Source organism: Fastidiosibacter lacustris (assembly GCF_003428155.1).
GTDB lineage: Bacteria > Pseudomonadota > Gammaproteobacteria > Francisellales > Francisellaceae > Caedibacter > Caedibacter lacustris.
On the sequence record NZ_QLIR01000002.1, the window covers coordinates 207,092 to 224,397 of the forward strand.

The 17,306-nt window shown below is 35.7% G+C and carries 15 protein-coding genes; 13 read left to right on the forward strand and 2 right to left on the reverse strand.

Annotated elements, in window-relative coordinates:
• Positions 1-18: 18 nt before the first annotated feature.
• Positions 19-1,392 (reverse strand): Si-specific NAD(P)(+) transhydrogenase, encoded by a 1,374-nt coding sequence (gene sthA, locus DNJ77_RS02225; RefSeq protein ID WP_116963373.1) that lies wholly within the window; start codon positions 1,390-1,392, stop codon positions 19-21.
• Positions 1,393-1,755: 363 nt separating this feature from the next.
• Here sthA and rpsP point away from each other — a divergent pair, with 363 nt between their 5' ends.
• The 10 genes from rpsP (at position 1,756) to DNJ77_RS02270 (ending at position 13,022) form a co-directional block, all read left to right on the forward strand.
• The gene (gene rpsP / locus DNJ77_RS02230) at positions 1,756-2,016 is read left to right on the forward strand and encodes a 30S ribosomal protein S16 (RefSeq protein ID WP_116963374.1); all 261 of its coding nucleotides are present in this window, start codon (positions 1,756-1,758) and stop codon (positions 2,014-2,016) included.
• Positions 2,017-2,114: 98 nt separating this feature from the next.
• Entirely contained in the window at positions 2,115-2,642 is a 528-nt protein-coding gene (gene rimM, locus DNJ77_RS02235) for a ribosome maturation factor RimM (protein WP_116963375.1), read from the forward strand.
• A gap of 10 nt (positions 2,643-2,652) precedes the next feature.
• Positions 2,653-3,402 carry a tRNA (guanosine(37)-N1)-methyltransferase TrmD gene (gene trmD, locus DNJ77_RS02240; protein WP_116963376.1) on the forward strand — a complete coding sequence of 250 codons (750 nt, stop codon included), beginning with the start codon at positions 2,653-2,655 and terminating at the stop codon, positions 3,400-3,402.
• A 29-nt stretch (positions 3,403-3,431) separates the two neighbouring features.
• Entirely contained in the window at positions 3,432-3,779 is a 348-nt protein-coding gene (gene rplS / locus DNJ77_RS02245) for a 50S ribosomal protein L19 (RefSeq protein WP_116963377.1), read from the forward strand.
• Positions 3,780-4,335: 556 nt separating this feature from the next.
• Positions 4,336-5,847, forward strand: a complete 1,512-nt coding sequence (locus DNJ77_RS02250) for a site-specific DNA-methyltransferase (protein WP_116963378.1) — start codon at positions 4,336-4,338, stop codon at positions 5,845-5,847.
• A 2-nt stretch (positions 5,848-5,849) separates the two neighbouring features.
• Complete coding sequence (locus DNJ77_RS02255; RefSeq protein ID WP_116963379.1) at positions 5,850-8,462, forward strand: DEAD/DEAH box helicase; 2,613 nt, start codon at positions 5,850-5,852, stop codon at positions 8,460-8,462.
• 31 nt (positions 8,463-8,493) lie between these two features.
• Positions 8,494-9,381, forward strand: coding sequence for a site-specific tyrosine recombinase XerD (xerD, locus tag DNJ77_RS02260; RefSeq protein ID WP_116963380.1), 888 nt, complete (start codon positions 8,494-8,496; stop codon positions 9,379-9,381).
• Positions 9,382-9,471: 90 nt separating this feature from the next.
• Complete coding sequence (locus DNJ77_RS10060) at positions 9,472-10,572, forward strand: ABC transporter transmembrane domain-containing protein (protein ID WP_239986713.1); 1,101 nt, start codon at positions 9,472-9,474, stop codon at positions 10,570-10,572.
• Positions 10,573-10,647: 75 nt separating this feature from the next.
• A complete protein-coding gene (locus tag DNJ77_RS10065; protein ID WP_239986715.1) occupies positions 10,648-11,631 on the forward strand; it encodes a peptidase domain-containing ABC transporter in 984 nt (327 codons plus the stop codon).
• Positions 11,613-13,022 (forward strand): HlyD family type I secretion periplasmic adaptor subunit, encoded by a 1,410-nt coding sequence (locus DNJ77_RS02270; protein ID WP_116963381.1) that lies wholly within the window; start codon positions 11,613-11,615, stop codon positions 13,020-13,022. The genes DNJ77_RS10065 and DNJ77_RS02270 overlap by 19 nt, the downstream gene beginning before the upstream one ends.
• A 15-nt stretch (positions 13,023-13,037) precedes the next feature.
• Here DNJ77_RS02270 and dusA read toward each other — a convergent pair whose 3' ends face one another.
• Complete coding sequence (dusA, locus tag DNJ77_RS02275; RefSeq protein ID WP_116963382.1) at positions 13,038-14,015, reverse strand: tRNA dihydrouridine(20/20a) synthase DusA; 978 nt, start codon at positions 14,013-14,015, stop codon at positions 13,038-13,040.
• A 177-nt stretch (positions 14,016-14,192) separates the two neighbouring features.
• Here dusA and DNJ77_RS02280 point away from each other — a divergent pair, with 177 nt between their 5' ends.
• The 3 genes from DNJ77_RS02280 to DNJ77_RS02290 are packed head-to-tail and all read left to right on the forward strand — an operon-like array spanning position 14,193 to position 17,224.
• Positions 14,193-14,840, forward strand: a complete 648-nt coding sequence (locus DNJ77_RS02280) for a DUF47 domain-containing protein (RefSeq protein WP_116963383.1) — start codon at positions 14,193-14,195, stop codon at positions 14,838-14,840.
• Positions 14,841-14,842: 2 nt separating this feature from the next.
• Positions 14,843-15,859, forward strand: a complete 1,017-nt coding sequence (locus DNJ77_RS02285) for an inorganic phosphate transporter (protein ID WP_116963384.1) — start codon at positions 14,843-14,845, stop codon at positions 15,857-15,859.
• 9 nt (positions 15,860-15,868) lie between these two features.
• The gene (locus tag DNJ77_RS02290) at positions 15,869-17,224 is read left to right on the forward strand and encodes an MFS transporter (RefSeq protein WP_116963385.1); all 1,356 of its coding nucleotides are present in this window, start codon (positions 15,869-15,871) and stop codon (positions 17,222-17,224) included.
• Positions 17,225-17,306: the final 82 nt, after the last annotated feature.

Genomic DNA, 17,306 nt, shown 5'->3' on the forward strand with positions numbered 1-17,306 from the left:
ACCTCGTAATCAAAAAGGTTATAAGCGATTGAGTCCATTTAATGCTGCGACTCGATACGCTTCTGCCATAGTAGGGTAATTGAATGTGGTGTTAATAAAATACATAAGCGTGTTGGCTTTACCTTTTTGGGACATAATTGCTTGACCGATATGAATAATCTCAGAGGCTTGACTCCCAAAACAGTGAATCCCTAGTAGTTGCAAGGTTTCACGATGGAAAATAAGCTTAAGCATTCCTGTGGTTTTACCTGAAATTTGAGCGCGTGCTAGGTCTTTAAAAAACGCATGTCCGATCTCATAAGGCACTTTTTCTGTGGTAAGTTCTTGCTCTGTTTTTCCAACAGAACTAATTTCTGGTAAGGTATAAATGCCAGTTGGAATGTCTTTAATCAAGTGGGTTGTGCATTTGCCTTCGGCAATGTGCGTTGCAGCAAAGCGCCCTTGATCAAAAGCCGCTGAAGCCAGCGATGGGTAACCTACCACATCACCAACTGCGTAAATATGTGTATGTTGTATCGTTTGATAATTTTCGTTTATTTCAATCGAGCCACGTATGTTAGGTTCAATGTCAATGTTTTGAAGTCCAAGCTTATCTGTGTTACCTGTCCGACCTTGCGCAAACAGTAAGTAATCAGATTTTATAATTTTGTTTGATTTGAGTTTAAGGCTCACCTCATAATCGTTAGCGATTATACTGTCATAGAATTCATTGTGGCGCGTACGAATACCTTGTTCACGGAAGTGATAACTCAAAGCATCAATGACTTCATTGTCCAAGAATGATAATAAGCGCTCACGATTATTGATAAGGTTGACACGAATTTTTAATGTGCGAAAAATCGAGGCATATTCACAACCAATTACTCCTGCCCCATAAATGGTGATAGTTTTAGGGTTATCCTTTAGCTTTAAAACGCTATCGCTATCGAGGATGCGGGGATGACTAAAGTCGATATCATTTGGATTGTATGGGCGTGAGCCTGTTGCGATCACAAAATATTTTGCACTGTACTGTTCACGTAGTAATTCACCCTCGCCTTGTTTACAGATACATATGGTATGTGGGTCGATGAATTTAGCAAAACCATGAAGCATATCAACATTGTTACGCTTGTAAAAACCTGTTTTGAGTTGAGTTTGTGCCTCGATAACACGTGTTGCATTTTCAAGCATTTGTGGATAGCTATAATCATGATATTTAGCATGAAAGGCGAAGTGAGATACCGTATGACGTAGTGCTTTACTCGGGATAGTGCCTTGATGTGTGCAATTACCGCCGATCAGGTTCGACTCGATGATTGCGACTTTAAGCCCAGATTTGGCAGCTTTAATTGCTGCTCCCTCACCACCTGGTCCACTGCCAATTACCATAACGTCATAGTCAAATTGCATAATGATTCCGAGCTTAAAAAATTTGGTGCAGATTGTATCACAGCAATCTAGATGTGTTGAGAAATATATGAAGTTAATTCAATTTATATGGGAGCTGTGTATTTTTCTATCTTGCTGTATAGATCCTAAAACAACTTTAAGATAAATTTTATTAGAAAATTTAAGGATGACATCACTATCCTTAATTTATTTTTCGGAGCTAAAAAATGTGTAATTTCAGGATTTAAAGCAGAAATTTTTAATCGAAAAACTAGCGAAACAAATTGAAATAAGGTAAAATTCGCCCGTTTTTGCATTTGCTTATTAATTTAAATGCAGATTCTAGAGCAACAATAATTAATTTTTATAAATTTGGAGAATATTATGGTCGTTATTCGTATGGCTAGAGGCGGCGCTAAGAAGCGTCCTTTTTATAGAATCGTGGTAACTGATAGCCGCACAGCACGTGATGGTCGTCCTATCGAGCGTGTTGGTTTCTTTAATCCGTTAGCAAAAGAGCATGAAGAGAAAGTGCGTGTTGACCTTGAGCGTGTAGACTACTGGTTGGGTACAGGTGCAAAAATGTCTGATCGTGTTACTTCTTTAGTAAAAGAAGCACGTAAATCAGGTACTGCACAAGCTTAATGTTTTTTGGGGTGCTTAAGTGCCCAATGATTGAAAACGCCAATTTACGCTTGCCGTAGTTGGCGTTTTTGTTTACGTAAAATTACAAAGGGTTAATTATGCTACAGCAAGATAATGACAGTATGGTTGTCATCGCTAAGGTAGGGGCGCCATATCGCTTAAAAGGTGAGCTAAAACTTTATGTATTAAGTGATTCCATCGAAACAGCATTATCCTATGGGCAGTGGTATATTAAAAAACCAAGTGATAGTATATGGCATAAGCTTGAAGGCGAAGTAGTTAGCCGTGTTGGTGATAAGATTTTGATTCAATTCCCAGATGCCAATATTAAAGAAATAGCTGCCAAGTATACCAATTCGTCTATTGGTGTACCACGATTAGCTTTAAAAGAAATTGCGGAAGATGATGAATATTATTGGGTAGATTTGATTGGTATGAGCGTGATTAATCAACAAGGCGATATTTTTGGTTGGGTAGAAGATATCTTAGATACTGGCGTCAATGAAGTACTTTGTTGTAAGCACGGTGACAAAAAATACCTTATTCCATTTGGGAAAGACTATATTGTTGAAGTCAATCAAAAAGTAAGGCAAATTATTGTCGATTGGCAATACGATTACTTATAAGGTGAGGGGTATGCGCTTTATTGTGATTAGCATTTTTCCTGAGATGTTTTCTGCATTGTCTGAGTTTGGGATTTCAGCACGTGCGGTCAACAACGAAAAAGTGCAATTAACAATAATTAATCCGCGTGAATTTGCTACTAATCGTTATCAAAGCATAGATGATAGACCATTTGGTGGTGGACCTGGCATGGTGATGATGTATGACCCTTTACAAAAAGCGATTATGGATGCCAAAAAAAGATTGAACAAATTAGCTAAGGTTGTATACTTGTCGCCCCAGGGGAAGCCATTAACACAAGCACGTGTTAAGGAGCTTGCCTGTGAAGATGCTTTAATCTTGCTTTGTGGTCGTTATGAAGGTATTGACGAACGTTTGATTGAGCGTCATGTTGATGAAGAAATCTCGATTGGTGATTATGTGTTAAGTGGTGGCGAGTTACCAGCAATGGTATTGATGGACAGTATTATGCGTCTGTTGCCGGATGTTTTAAACGATCAAGAATCAGCAGTTGAAGATTCATTTTATAATGGTTTGCTAGATTGTCCGCATTATACACGCCCAGCTCAACATAGTGAGGCAGGGGATGTGCCAGCAGTGCTGTTATCAGGTGATCATAGAAAAATTCAACAATGGCGACAGCAACAAAAAATAAAACGCACATTTATGCGGCGCAAAGATTTGATTGAGTGCCTATGTCTATCGGATGAAGATAAGCAATACCTTGCGCAAATAGCGCATGAAGAACAAAATAAAACGTGATAGAGAATGCACATTTAGGAGAAAAATAAATGAAAAGTAAATATTTAGAATTAGTTGAAAAATCACAATTACGTAGCGATATCCCAACGATGTATCCAGGTGATTCTGTTGTTGTTAATGTCTGGGTAAAAGAAGGTGATAAAGCACGTGTTCAAGCTTTCAAGGGCTTTGTGTTAGCAATTAAAAATCGTGGTATTAACTCAGCTTTTACCGTGCGCAAAATGTCATCTGGGGAGGGTGTTGAACGCACATTCCAAACACACAGTCCAATTATTGAAAGTGTAATCATAGAAAGACGTGCAAAAGTTCGTCGCGCTAAACTTTACTACATGCGTGGACTTACTGGTAAGGCTGCAAGAATTAAAGAAAAAGTATAATTTTAAAAGTACTCCCCAATATCAATATCAATATCAATATCAATATCAATATCAATACCACTAAACAGTAAAAGAGACATTTTTTATTGTAAAATTGGTTCACTTTTTAATGGTTCAAGACAGATCTTGTAATCTGTTGAACTCAGATAATAAAATCTATTTAATTTTGTTTACATCAATATTTTTATAGCTTGATACTGCTTAAGGTTGCGTTTAGCTTCTGCCATATCGGAATAGACTTTATAGTCTTTCAAATAAACCTCTTTATGTCATATGCTCAATAAAAATATGATCAAAAGCTGCCCATCTACGTTGATTTTAATATCATTGACAAAGCATATTTAAACGAAGTGCTGACTTCTATTCTAGACCTCATGGTTGGTGATGTTAAGGATGGTTTATTGGTTTTTTGATGGAGATTGAGTAAGTAAGATTGAGATGATGTGAAAATCTTAGTTTTTGGTGGTCAATCCGATATTTTGGTTTTATTATTAGCGGCAAATTAAGGTTTGATGATATAAAGATATAATCTTTTGATTCAGGGAGTATTTACTCAATGCCAATATTGCAATGGCTCAATAGAGAGGAAAGCATAAGAAAAAGCAGTAAGGTGCCGTATCGTTTGTTAGAGGTTGACGATAGTTTATCTTATGGTGACAAAGATACTGAAAATATGTTGATACAGGGAGATAACCTTGATGCGTTAAAGGCTTTGTTGCCTTATTATGCGGGTAAAGTGAAGTGTATATTTATAGACCCCCCATACAATACTAAAAGTGCTTTTGAGTATTACGAGGATAACTTAGAGCATACAAAATGGCTTGAGATGATGTATCCAAGGTTGGAGTTATTGCGCGAATTATTGAGTGAAGATGGAAGTATTTGGGTAACGATAGATGATAACGAAGCACATTATTTAAAAGTTATAATGGATGAGGTTTTTGGAAGAAAAAACTTTGTAACCAACATTGTTTGGCAAAAAAAATATACAACCTCAAATGATTCAAAAGGTATTCCTGATTCCCATGATCATATTTTAGTTTTTAAAAAATCAGAAAAATTTGAAAGAGGTCTTCTTCCAAGAAATGATAAGCAGAATTCAATGTATAAATACGATGATGGTGATGGAAGGGGTTTATACAGAACTGACAATATTCTTGTTAAAAGCTTTTCGCAAAGCGGTGTTTTTCCAATAATCAATCCTAATACTAGCAAAGAATATATGCCCCCCGAAGGTAAATGTTGGAGAACAAATAAGGAAAATATGGAAAAATGGATCAAAGAAAACAGGATTTACTTTGGGAAAGATGGGAAAGGATCCCCGCAATTAAAAAGATATCTAAATGAAGTTAAACAAGGAATAGTTCCCAATACTTGGTGGACATTTGAAGATGCTGGCCATAACGATCAATCAAAGAAAGAATTACAAAAACTTTTTACGAGAGATATTTTTGATACTCCGAAACCAGAAAAGCTTATTCAGCGAATCTTATCTTTGGCTACTAGTGAAAACGATTTAGTCCTTGATTCCTTTCTTGGATCAGGCACCACCGCAGCAGTTGCTCACAAAATGGGGCGTAGATACATTGGTATTGAAATGGGCGAACATGCTAAAATACATTGTGCAGATCGTTTAAAAAAAGTGATTGATGGTGAACAGGGAGGTATTTCTAAAAATGTAAACTGGCAGGGTGGAGGTGGCTTTAGATTTTATCATTTAGGCCAACCTATATTTGATGACAAAGGACACATAAACCCTAAGATTAAATTTGATCACTTAGCCGCTCATGTATGGTTTTGTGAAACGCATACGCCTTTTGAGAATAAAGATAAGTCTGCATTTTTAGGCATCCATAATGACGTTGCTTATTATCTTTTGTATAACGGAATTTTAGGCGACAAAAGACCACATGGCGGTAATGTGTTGACGAATAAAATATTGGAAACATTACCAAAGCATGATGGCATAAAAGTTATTTATGGTGAATCAAGCCGAATAAGTGATAAGAAACTTAAAGAGTTAAATATTACTTTCAAGCAAACCCCTTATGATGTTAAGAGCAGTTAGTTATGTTTAAATTAAGGCAATATCAGATTAACACAATTGAAGTATTAAAAAGTTATCTTTCTGGCGCAAGATTTTCAAACCCAAAAAGTGCCTATGATACAATCCAAAAAGCAAATTATGGTCAGGGGCAATATAAGCCGTTTAATAGTTTAGAGGGTTTACAAGATGCACCTTATGTTTGCTTAAGATTACCGACAGGAGGAGGTAAGACGTTACTATCAGCGCATACCATAAAATTAGCGAGTGAACATTATCTTGAAAGTGACTATCCCTTAACATTATGGCTTGTGCCAACTGATAAGATTAAGCAACAAACTTTAGAGACACTAACTGATGAAGATCACCCAAACAGGAAAGTGTTAAATGAAGCATTTGGTGGTAAGTTTCGAGTATTTGACATTGCTGATTTTAGACAAATACGCCCTGCTGATATTGATAGTGGCGCATGTATTATTATTTCCACATTTCAATCTTTGCGAGTAGATGACACCAATGGGCGCAAGGTATATGCACATGATGAAAACTTAGAGCCACATTTTAGTAAAATATCGGCAATAGAATCGATGGAGTTTTTAGAGGACTCCAACCAATTAAAATATTCTTTAGTGAATTTATTGCACTGGTATAGACCTTTAGTGATTATTGATGAAGCGCATAATGCAAAATCAGAATTAAGTATTGAAGTGTTAAGGCGCGTTAATGCAGCTTGTGTTATTGAATACACGGCAACACCTGCTAAAAATAGTAATGTTATTCATTTAGTCACAGCAGCAGAATTAAAAGCTGAGGAAATGATAAAGTTACCTTTAGTTGTTCAGCCTGCAAAAACGTGGCAAGTTGCAGTAGAGCAAAGTATACAGACACGTCAAAAACTAGAGGAGTTAGCCAATAATTCTAAACTTGAAGATCAATATATACGCCCTATAGTGCTATTTCAGGCTGAGAAAAAAGACCGAGATATAACAGTAGAAGTATTAAAACGACATTTAATTGAATCTGAAAAGATCAAAGAAGAAGAAATAGCCATTGCAACAGGTACACAAAAAGAGCTAGACGGCTTAGACCTTTTTAATCGCAACTGTAAGATACGTTACATTATAACGGTAGAAGCATTAAAAGAGGGGTGGGATTGTTCTTTTGCTTATGTGTTATGTTCAATTGCTAACACAACATCGGCAACAGCGATTGAGCAGTTAATAGGGCGCGTATTAAGAATGCCTTACGCACAAAGAAGAAAGCAAGAAGTGCTTAATAAGGCATATGCACATACAGCATCGACAAGTTGGCTCAATACCGTTGATAAATTAAAAGATTGTTTAGTTAAAATGGGCTTTGAAAAGCAAGAAGCAGAGCAAGTTATTTATCAGCAATCGTTAGATGGTTTTAATGATAATGTTGAAGATGTCATACAATTTTCATTAAGTGGGGATTTTGATTCATTCAGTCTTGATTTAGTTGAGCAGTCAAATATAACACTCACAAAAAATGATAAAGGTGTAACGCAAGTAACCTATAAAGGTGCTTTAGCTAAAGATACTATTGAGAATCTAGTTAATGCAATTAAAGACCCAGAAGAAAAGAAAAAAGTTGCACGTAAACTTGATGTAAAAATGCAGCATAAAGAGGAAAGACTAAGCCCATCACAGCGAGGTGAGCGTTTTATACTTCCTCAAATATGCCTATGCCTTGATGATGATTGGGATGTAGCCGAACCAGAATCTTATTTACATTTACAAGGTGATTGGCGAATTGCAGATTATTATAAGCCATTGACTAAAGATGATTTTTCATTAGATGAAGATGGTAAGCAATATATAATCGACATTGCCAATCAAAAAATGCAAGTAGGGTTTTTAGGTAAAAAAGAACAGTTGTCATTATACGGTATCAAAACGAATATCACAGTTAATGATTTATGTTCTTGGTTTGATCACAATTTACGTTCACATGATATTACATCACAACATCTACTTGAATATATACGAAAAACGATTGAAGCATTGCTTGAACGTGGTGACTTGGATATAGCCGCTTTAGTTCGAGGTAAATATATTCTTCAGAAGGTGCTAAAAGACAGAATTAATCAAGCTCGAAAAGAAGCGCAGAAGAAAGGCTTTCAGCTATGTTTACTGGATAATGACATAATGCAAGTAGACCTATCACAGTATGCGTTTGAGTTTCCAATCAATTACCCAATTAATCAATACTACGAGGGGAGTTACCAATTTAAGAATCATTACTACCCTCAGATTGCAGCTATGAATAAAGAAGAATTCGAGTGCGCTAAGGTGCTTGATATGCACGATAGTATCGAATATTGGTTAAGGAATATTGAAAATCAACCAGATAAATCGTTTTGGCTTCCAACAGATAGCAGTAGATTTTATCCTGATTTTATAGCCAAGCTTAAAGATGATCGTTTGCTGATTGTTGAATACAAGGGGCAACATTTGCTTACGAATGAGGATAGTAAACAAAAAGAGTTAATCGGTCATCGTTGGGCTGAACTTTCTCATAATTTATTTTTGATGGCTACTAATAAAGATGATAAAGGGAGAGGTGTTTTTGAGCAGATTGATTGCTTATTGAAGAATGAAAGTTTTATAGTACCTTAACAATTTTGAAGTCTTAAATTAGAGTGTTAAAATGGCTGAGTATTCTGAAATTATTGACCAATTTCTTGATGATGTATGGCTTGCTGAAGGCTTAAGTCAAAATACATTGTTATCTTATAAAACAGATTTGATCCATTTGACTAAAGCTTATGATAAAAGAGACTTATTAACATTGGGCTTAATAGAATTACAAAATTTTTTAGCTAAGCGCCTAAATATTGGTTATAGCGCGCGCTCAAATGCACGAATGATCTCAACTTTGCATAAATTTTATCAATGGTGTCATGCGCAAAACAAAATTATTGCTGATCCAACACAAAAACTCATTTTACCAAAATTACCAAAAAGTTTGCCAAAAGATTTATCCGAACAAGAAGTGGAAAAACTATTAGATGCTCCAGACTTAACGACAGAGATCGGAATACGTGATAAGGCGTTATTAGAGCTTATTTATGCCACAGGGTTACGTGTCAGCGAATTGGTTAATTTAACAGTTGATGATGTGAACTTGCGTCAAGGTGTGGTGCGGGTGATGGGAAAAGGTTCAAAAGAGCGTCTAGTACCAACAGGAGAATATGCACTTGAGTATTTGAATAAATATATTGATGAGGTTCGAGAAGACTGGCTGCAAGGATTAAAGCTCAATAAGCTTTTTATTTCACATCATAGAAAAGGGATTACACGTCAAACATTTTGGCATCGCATTAAATATTATGCAAATTTAGTCGATATTAAAAAAGAAATATCACCTCATACCTTGCGCCATGCGTTTGCAACACACTTACTCAATCACGGTGCTGATTTGCGCTCAGTGCAAATGCTTTTAGGTCACAGTAGCGTCTCTACCACAACAATTTATACCCACATATCCCAAGTGAGACTAATGAATCTATATAAGGAACATCATCCACGCGCTTGAGCAAAAGTCTATCATAATAATGAGCTTTTAATATTTAAACTTTATTCTATATTCAACTAAAGGAGTGGATAGGATTTATTGGAGTATATTGTGCAGTCATATCAACAGGATAGTGGTATTTTAGCATTTGTTCAGGTGGCTAGTTTATATCAAATTGCACTTGATCCTAAAACGATTCATCACCAATTTGCAACGACTAATCAAGCGTTAGATTGTCAGACGTTGTTGCGCGCAATCAAACGAAATGGCTTTAAAGCAAAGCTTGTCAAAACAGAACCAAGTACTATTCATTCATCTGCTTTACCTGCAATTGCATGTGGGAAAACGCATTATTTTGTAGTGGTTGGTATTAATGATAAGCATGAATACTTGATTATCTCACCACACAATACAGAGCTTGTTCGTTTGTCTTATGAAGAATTTAGTGAACTGTTTGCCAATAAAATAATTTATTTAAATCCACAGGGGCAAGGATCAAACAAGAAAAGTTTTAATATCAAATGGTTTATTCCAGTGTTTTGGAAGTATAAACATGTATTTAAGGATGTGTTGATTGCTTCATTCTTTTTGCAATTATTTGCTTTAGTCACACCATTATTTTTTCAGGTGGTGATGGATAAAGTTGTTGTGCATCAAGCACTCACTTCACTTGAGATTTTAGCCATTGGATTTGTTGCAGTGAGTATATTTGAAATGCTGTTGGGCTCAATTAGAACGTATTTATTTGCGCATACAACAAGTCGGGTGGATGTAGAACTTGGGACAAAGTTGTATCAGCATTTACTAAGTTTACCCTTGGCTTATTTCGAAGCACGACAGGTAGGACAAAATGTAGCACGCGTGAAAGAGTTAGATAATATTCGTCAATTTTTAACCAGTAGCGCATTAACGCTTATTATTGACTTAGGGTTTACTTTTATCTTTTTTGCAGTGATGTGGTTTTATTCTGCTAAATTGACCTTGATTGTTTTAGCGACAATTCCTTGTTATGTTTTATTATCTTTGTTTATTACACCGATTTTAAAATATCGTCTAGACAAGGCATTTAAGGAGGGGGCGAAGAATCAAGCTTTTCTAACTGAATCTTTAACAGGTATTCAAACCATTAAAGCCGCTGCAATTGAACCACAAATGCAGCATAGATGGGAAGATAATCTATCCAATTATGTACGCACGAACTTTCGTGCGTAAAACTTAAGCAATATTACTTCTCAAATTGCTCAATTTATCAATAAACTCACCATTTTGCTAATCATCTTTTTTGGCGTGAATTTAGTAATTATGGGAAGCTTAACCATTGGTCAGCTCATCGCTTTTAATATGTTAGCAGGGCGTGTTACAGGACCGATTTTGAAAGTAGTACAATTATGGCAGGATTTTCAGCAGGTCAGTATTTCCTTAAAGCGTTTAGGGGATATCTTGAACAGTAGACCTGAGGAAGAGCCAACGAATATGCAGCATAAGCTTACCAAAGTTGAAGGTGAGATTGAATTTAAAAATGTGCATTTTCAATATCAGATTGATACTCCAGCGGTATTAAATAATATTTCATTTATCGTAAAACCTGGTCAATCGATTGGTATTGTTGGTCGTTCAGGGTCAGGGAAAAGCACGCTAACTAAGCTTATTCAAAGGCTTTATGTTTCGCAATCTGGTAGGATTTTACTTGATGGTGCTGATATATCATCCTTAAGTGCCGTGTGGTTAAGGCAGCAAATTGGTGTGGTATTGCAAGAGAACTTTTTGTTTAACCATAGTATTCGTGACAATATTGCATTAACTTGTCCTGGTATTGCACTTGATTTAGTTGTGCATGCCTCAAAGCTTGCAGGTGCGCATGAGTTTATTGTGAAACTTAAAAATGGTTATGACACTATTGTTGAGGAGCAAGGTGCAAATTTTTCAGGAGGACAAAAGCAGCGTATTGCAATTGCTAGAGCCTTGATTAATGAGCCAAAAATTTTAATTTTTGATGAGGCAACTTCAGCCCTTGATTATGAATCAGAGTATATTATTCAACAAAATATGGCTGCAATTGCTAAAGACAGAACACTTTTTATAATTGCACATCGATTATCGACTGTTAAGCATTGTGATCAAGTTCTTTATTTAGATCAAGGTCAGATTGTTGAACATGGAACACACGATGAACTTATTGCCCAAAATGGGCACTATGCGAAGTTGTATCAAGCACAATTTGTAAAAGTGGGTGTGAATCAGGAGGATAGTCAATGCAAAAAGTATGGATAAAATTTAAAAGATTTTGGCAAAATAGAGCAAATTTGAATGAGAAGCGACACCAGCAAAGAGATGCTTTAAATTTTCTGCCAAGTGCGTTAGAAATACAAGAGCATCCTCCACATCCTGTTGCGCGTGTGATGATGTGGATTTTGGTAAGCATCATCGTATTTACCTTGCTTTGGGCATGTATTGGCAAAATGGATGTGATTGTGATAGCGCAGGGAAAAATTGTCCCACAAGCACAAGTGAAAATTATTCAACCATTGGAAAAAGGTATCGTTAAAGCGATTTACGTTAAAGATGGTCAGTTGGTCATGAAAGAGGAATTATTGCTAGAGTTAGACCAAAGTGTTACCCAAACTGATATTGAGAATTTGGCACATCAATTAAAGGTTGCTCAACTTATGTTGGCACAACACCAAACGGTCTATAATTTACTCACCTCACATGAGTTTATTGAAATGCGTTTTGATGAGGTTTTGATTCAAAGTCATGGCTTTTCTGAAATGGAACAAGAATCGCTTAAACAATTGGTATGGCGTAAATGGCAGGTATATGTTGCCGAGATTAATCGTTTAGAAGCAAATGTAAACGTTGCAAAAGCTGAGTTAAATGCAGCACAAGAACAAATAAAAATGCTAACTCAAACTGTACCTATCATCCGTGAACAAAATAAGATGTATCACGCGTTACATCAAAGTGATTTTGCGTCAAAAGCAGAGTATCTACAAAGTCAAAAAGATTTGATTGAGAAAGAGCAATTGTTAGCGCAATCAAATGCAACTTATGCTCAATTACAAGCAAATTTGGCGAGTCATATCAGTGAGCTTAAGCGAGTTAAAGCTGACTATTTTGCCCAAAGTTTAGAATCTATTGAAATGGCAAAAAAGGACGTTAACATACTCTCAAAGGAACTCACTAAATATGAGCTTATGCAAAGAGAGCAAAGTTTAAAAGCTCCTATTACTGGCTATATCCATAATCTAGCTGTTCATACATTAGGAGCAGTTGTAACGTCCGCGCAAATGCTGATGCAGATTATCCCTAAAGCCAGTCCATTAGAAGTAAATGCTACAATCCCAAATAAAGACATTGGCTATTTGCATGAAGGGCAAAAGGTAAGAATAAAAGTCGATACCTATCCTTTTACCGAGTATGGATTTTTAACGGGTAAAATACTTGAAATAACTGATGATGCAATTGAAGATGAGCGTTTGGGATTAGTGTTTAAGATCATGGTAAGCCTTGACCAAAACACACTTCAAAAAGGCAATAGCAGTTTTGCTATTCGTCCAGGTATGTCGGTGATAGTTGAAGTTAAAACACATGAAAGGCGTATTATAGAATATTTTTTAAGCCCATTAGTTAAAGCGTTTAAAGAGAGTTTGCATGAACGATAATGGCTTGACTATTTATCAAGAGCGTAATGTTTTGAGGGCTTTTTCAAAAACATTGACATTTGCATCATATCGTGTTGCATTTTCGCTTAAAAATCGACGATATAGGCGGGCGTTAGGGTAGCCATTAAATAAATTAAGCGTATGTCTTGTAATATGATTTAGCTTAGTTCCTGGGGTTTTGAGTTCATTTTCAATATACTGAATTAAGTTTTCAGCAACATCAAATGGTGTTATGTGTCTAAGCTTCTCGTTGTAAAAAAAATGATCAACATCTTTAAACAACATCGGATTATGATAAGCTTCACGACCGATCATAACACTATCAACTTTTTCTAAATGTGTTTTCGCCTCATTGAAGTTGGTAATGCCACCGTTAATACCGATTTGGTTATTAGGAAAAAGCTGTTTAATTCGGTACACCGTATCGTATTTCAAAGGTGGAATCGTTCGGTTTTCTTTAGGACTTAGCCCTTTTAACCAACCTTTTCGTGCGTGAATACAGATAAAGTCTACTTTAGCATCGACAATGCTTTGGATAAAATAAATAAGTTCATCAAAACTATCCTTATCATCTACTCCAATTCGGCATTTGACAGAAACAGGAATATTAACGGCTGTTTTTAAAGCAACAACGCATTCTTTGACTAATTGAGGTTTATACATCAGTGATAATCCAAACTCACCTTGTGATACACGGTCACTTGGGCAACCGACGTTTAGATTGATCTCACTAAATCCAAGCTCTTTAGCCAGTTTGGCACAAAAAGCTAGATCTTTTGGATTATTACCACCTAGTTGTAAGGTCAACGGATTTTCTTGTGGTGAATATTGTAATAAATGTTCGCGTGAACCATGAATGATTGCATTTGTGGTAATCATTTCAGTATAAAGAATAGTACGTTTTGTAATTAGTCTCATCATGTAACGATAGTGACGATCTGTCCAATCGATCATAGGTGCAATGCAAATTTTACGTGCTAAGGCGTGTGACATGAATGTCTATAAAGTCATATTTATTTTAAATGTACAGTATAACAAATGTTCTTGATTGCAGCTATTGCTAGTTTCATAACTGAAAAATGATAAAACTTCAAAATTTTAAGGTTGTAATTTGTCACAATCAGATTATTATGGCGATACTTAGTGAGCTTTTAATAAGTAAAAGTCTTTATGCTACGAAAAATTATTAAATCATTAATCCCAAGTCGCGGAGAAATTTTCTTTGATCTATTTGTCCAAGCTGCCGAAAATGTACATACTTCAGCGAGTTTTTTAGTTGACATTGTTAAAGAAGAAAATGCTAAAATAGCCAATGAGCTTATGACCAATCTCAGGCAACAGCGTCAAAATGCAGTCGATATTAATAAGAAAATCATCGTTGAACTAAATGAGCAGTTTATTACGCCAATTGATCGTGGTGATATCTTCTATTTATCTGGACTGATGCTGAAGTTGACCAAACGTATCATTAAAATCAATAAAAAAATGCAAATTTACGCAATTGATAGCAAGGTAGACGATTGTTTGATTCGTAGCGTTGTGACTTTGCAAGACATTACAAAATCGCTGTGTGATTTATTCATTGCATTTAAAAATAAAGATGGTCAAAAAATTAAACTGGCCTCGCAACATGCAACAGAGCTTGATGAAAATGTCGTCGAAGATTTAGGTGATGCTATTGATCAGATCAAAAAAGCAGATTATGACACCTTGACTACAATTAAATTAAAAGAGGTTTTTAAAGCGGTTGAATCAGCAGTCGACACTAGTGCTACCCTATGTGATTCAGTGATGCGCATTTATGTTAAGGAAATTTAGTTATGATGATAGTCCTTATTTGTATTATCATTATTGCTTTGTTTTTTGAATTTATTAATGGATTTCACGATGTTGCAAATGTTGTGGCAACTCCGATTGCGTCAAAGTCACTTTCACCATATCAAGCAATTATTATTGCTGCAATTTTTAATTTTATTGGTGCCTTTATGGGTACTGCCGTTGCAACCACAATTAGTAAAGGTTTAGTAGATGCTAATGTTATCACCCATTTAGTGCTTGTTGCGGCACTTATTGCTGCAATAAGTTGGAATTTATTTACTTGGTATTTTGGTATCCCTTCTAGTTCATCACATGCTCTAATTGGTTCTTTAGTAGGAGCTGCTATTGCGGTAAGTAATATCCATACCATTCACTATAGTGTCTTAATTGGTAAGGTTATTGTGCCGATGGTGTTATCACCGATTGTGGCATTTTTCTTAGCACTCATTTTAGTTGTTATTTTATTTCGTATCCTAAGCAAAAGAAAAACGCCGCGTAAATCTAATGCACGTATTCGAGAGTTGCAAGTGATCTCAAGCAGTTTATTGGCATTAAGTCATGGTTCAAATGATGCTCAAAAAACCATGTCAATTATTACTTTGGCTTTGTTTGGTTTTGGGCTTGTTTCTACCGTTTCCCATGTTCCAATATGGGTGATTTGTGTTTGTGCATTAACAATGGCTTTAGGGACTTTAGCAGGTGGTATGCGCATTATTAAAACGCTTACCACTCGAGTAGCTAAAATTGGACCTGCAAATGGATTTGCTGCTGAGATGAGCTCAGGATTATTGATTTTAGGTGCTTCTCATTTGGGCTTGCCGGTAAGTACAACGCAAGCTGCTTCTGGTTCGATTATGGGAGCAGGGTATCCTGAAAGTGGTGGCGTAAATTGGAAAGTGGTGCGTACAATGGCAACTGCATGGCTTTTAACTTTACCATGTTGCATGCTACTGAGTTTTATTGCCTACAAATTATTATTTGTATTATTTGGAGAGCTTGGAACTTCTGTCAATATTTAGGTTGCGGTCATGTTATTAAAATTAGAAAGAAAATCAACGCTCAGTATTGCTACTATTTATGTTTTTAGAATGCTGGGACTTTTTATTATCTTGCCTATTTTTAGTTTATATGCTGATAAAATTATTGATGCAACACCAACACTTATGGGGGCTGCGCTGGGTATTTATGGTTTAACGCAAGCATTATTACAAATTGTACTTGGTGTGCTATCAGATAAATATGGTCGCAAGCCAATCATTTTATTTGGGCTAATTATTTTTATCTTAGGTAGTGTTGTCGCTGCGATGTCACATACTATTTATGGTATTATCATAGGGCGCGCTTTACAAGGTGCCGGGGCAATAGGTAGCACTTTAACTGCATTAATTGCGGATACAACAACTGAAGAAAACAGAATGAAAGCGATGTCTGTGATTGGCATGGCGATTGGTTTGTCATTTATTGGTGCAATGGTGATCAGTCCAATTTTAAATTCAATCATTGGACTAAGTGGTATTTTTTGGCTTACCGCAATGCTTGGTGTGATTGGTATTGTGATTCTAATATATGGTGTACCAACACCGACTAAGATCATTTTTCATCGTGGTACAGAGACCACACCAAGTCAAATTAAGAATGTGCTGTGGAAATCTGAATTGCTGCGTTTAAATTATGGTATTTTTAGTCTGCATACAATGCTAACAGCATTATTTTTAGTTATCCCAATTATCTTGATTGATTATATTGGTATTAGCATATCGAAGCAGTGGATAGTATATTTACCTGTGTTGTTTATTTCCTTTTTACTTATGATTCCATTTATTTTCATTGCGGAAACTAAAAATTTAATTAAACCAATTTTTATTGGAGCAATAATTGTTTTAACTGCAATACAATTTTTATTAGTTGAATTCTACCAACATATTATCATTATGAGTGTATTGCTTGTTTTGTATTTTGCAAGCTTTACATTTCTAGAGGCAGCACTGCCTTCCCTTATTTCCAAAATGGCATCAATTACAAGCAAAGGCACAGCAATGGGGGTCTACTCAAGTACACAATTTTTGGGTATTTTTTTTGGTGGTGTAATGGGTGGTGTGGTACTTCATCAGACAAATATTAAAGGTATTTTTATCTTCAATGGAATGCTTGGATTGATATGGATTATAATTGCCGTAACGATGCAAAAACCAAAACAAGTGAGTTCAAAGTTGTATAGCTTAAAAAACCTAAAGCAAAAAATAGACGCTAAAGCACTGCAACAACAGATCATCAAACTGCCTGGTGTTGAAGAAGCAATGGTGTGTATGGATGAATGTGTGGCTTATCTTAAAGTTGATAAAAAATATTTCGATGAAAAGAAGTTAAAAATGCTTTTTAATTGAGTCTGTAACGTCTGAATTTTGTTATCTGTTTGATTCATAGAGATGGGTTCAATTTTTTCTGCGAATATTCTTCTGTGATTAA

What these genes read in the sequence shown, in the direction of transcription:
- sthA (WP_116963373.1), bottom strand. Translation starts at nt 1,392, where the DNA reads ATGCAATTTGACTATGACGTTATGGTAATTGGCAGTGGACCAGGTGGT.
- rpsP (WP_116963374.1), top strand. Translation starts at nt 1,756, where the DNA reads ATGGTCGTTATTCGTATGGCTAGAGGCGGCGCTAAGAAGCGTCCTTTT.
- rimM (WP_116963375.1), top strand. Translation starts at nt 2,115, where the DNA reads ATGCTACAGCAAGATAATGACAGTATGGTTGTCATCGCTAAGGTAGGG.
- trmD (WP_116963376.1), top strand. Translation starts at nt 2,653, where the DNA reads ATGCGCTTTATTGTGATTAGCATTTTTCCTGAGATGTTTTCTGCATTG.
- rplS (WP_116963377.1), top strand. Translation starts at nt 3,432, where the DNA reads ATGAAAAGTAAATATTTAGAATTAGTTGAAAAATCACAATTACGTAGC.
- DNJ77_RS02250 (WP_116963378.1), top strand. Translation starts at nt 4,336, where the DNA reads ATGCCAATATTGCAATGGCTCAATAGAGAGGAAAGCATAAGAAAAAGC.
- DNJ77_RS02255 (WP_116963379.1), top strand. Translation starts at nt 5,850, where the DNA reads ATGTTTAAATTAAGGCAATATCAGATTAACACAATTGAAGTATTAAAA.
- xerD (WP_116963380.1), top strand. Translation starts at nt 8,494, where the DNA reads ATGGCTGAGTATTCTGAAATTATTGACCAATTTCTTGATGATGTATGG.
- DNJ77_RS02270 (WP_116963381.1), top strand. Translation starts at nt 11,613, where the DNA reads ATGCAAAAAGTATGGATAAAATTTAAAAGATTTTGGCAAAATAGAGCA.
- dusA (WP_116963382.1), bottom strand. Translation starts at nt 14,015, where the DNA reads ATGTCACACGCCTTAGCACGTAAAATTTGCATTGCACCTATGATCGAT.
- DNJ77_RS02280 (WP_116963383.1), top strand. Translation starts at nt 14,193, where the DNA reads ATGCTACGAAAAATTATTAAATCATTAATCCCAAGTCGCGGAGAAATT.
- DNJ77_RS02285 (WP_116963384.1), top strand. Translation starts at nt 14,843, where the DNA reads ATGATGATAGTCCTTATTTGTATTATCATTATTGCTTTGTTTTTTGAA.
- DNJ77_RS02290 (WP_116963385.1), top strand. Translation starts at nt 15,869, where the DNA reads ATGTTATTAAAATTAGAAAGAAAATCAACGCTCAGTATTGCTACTATT.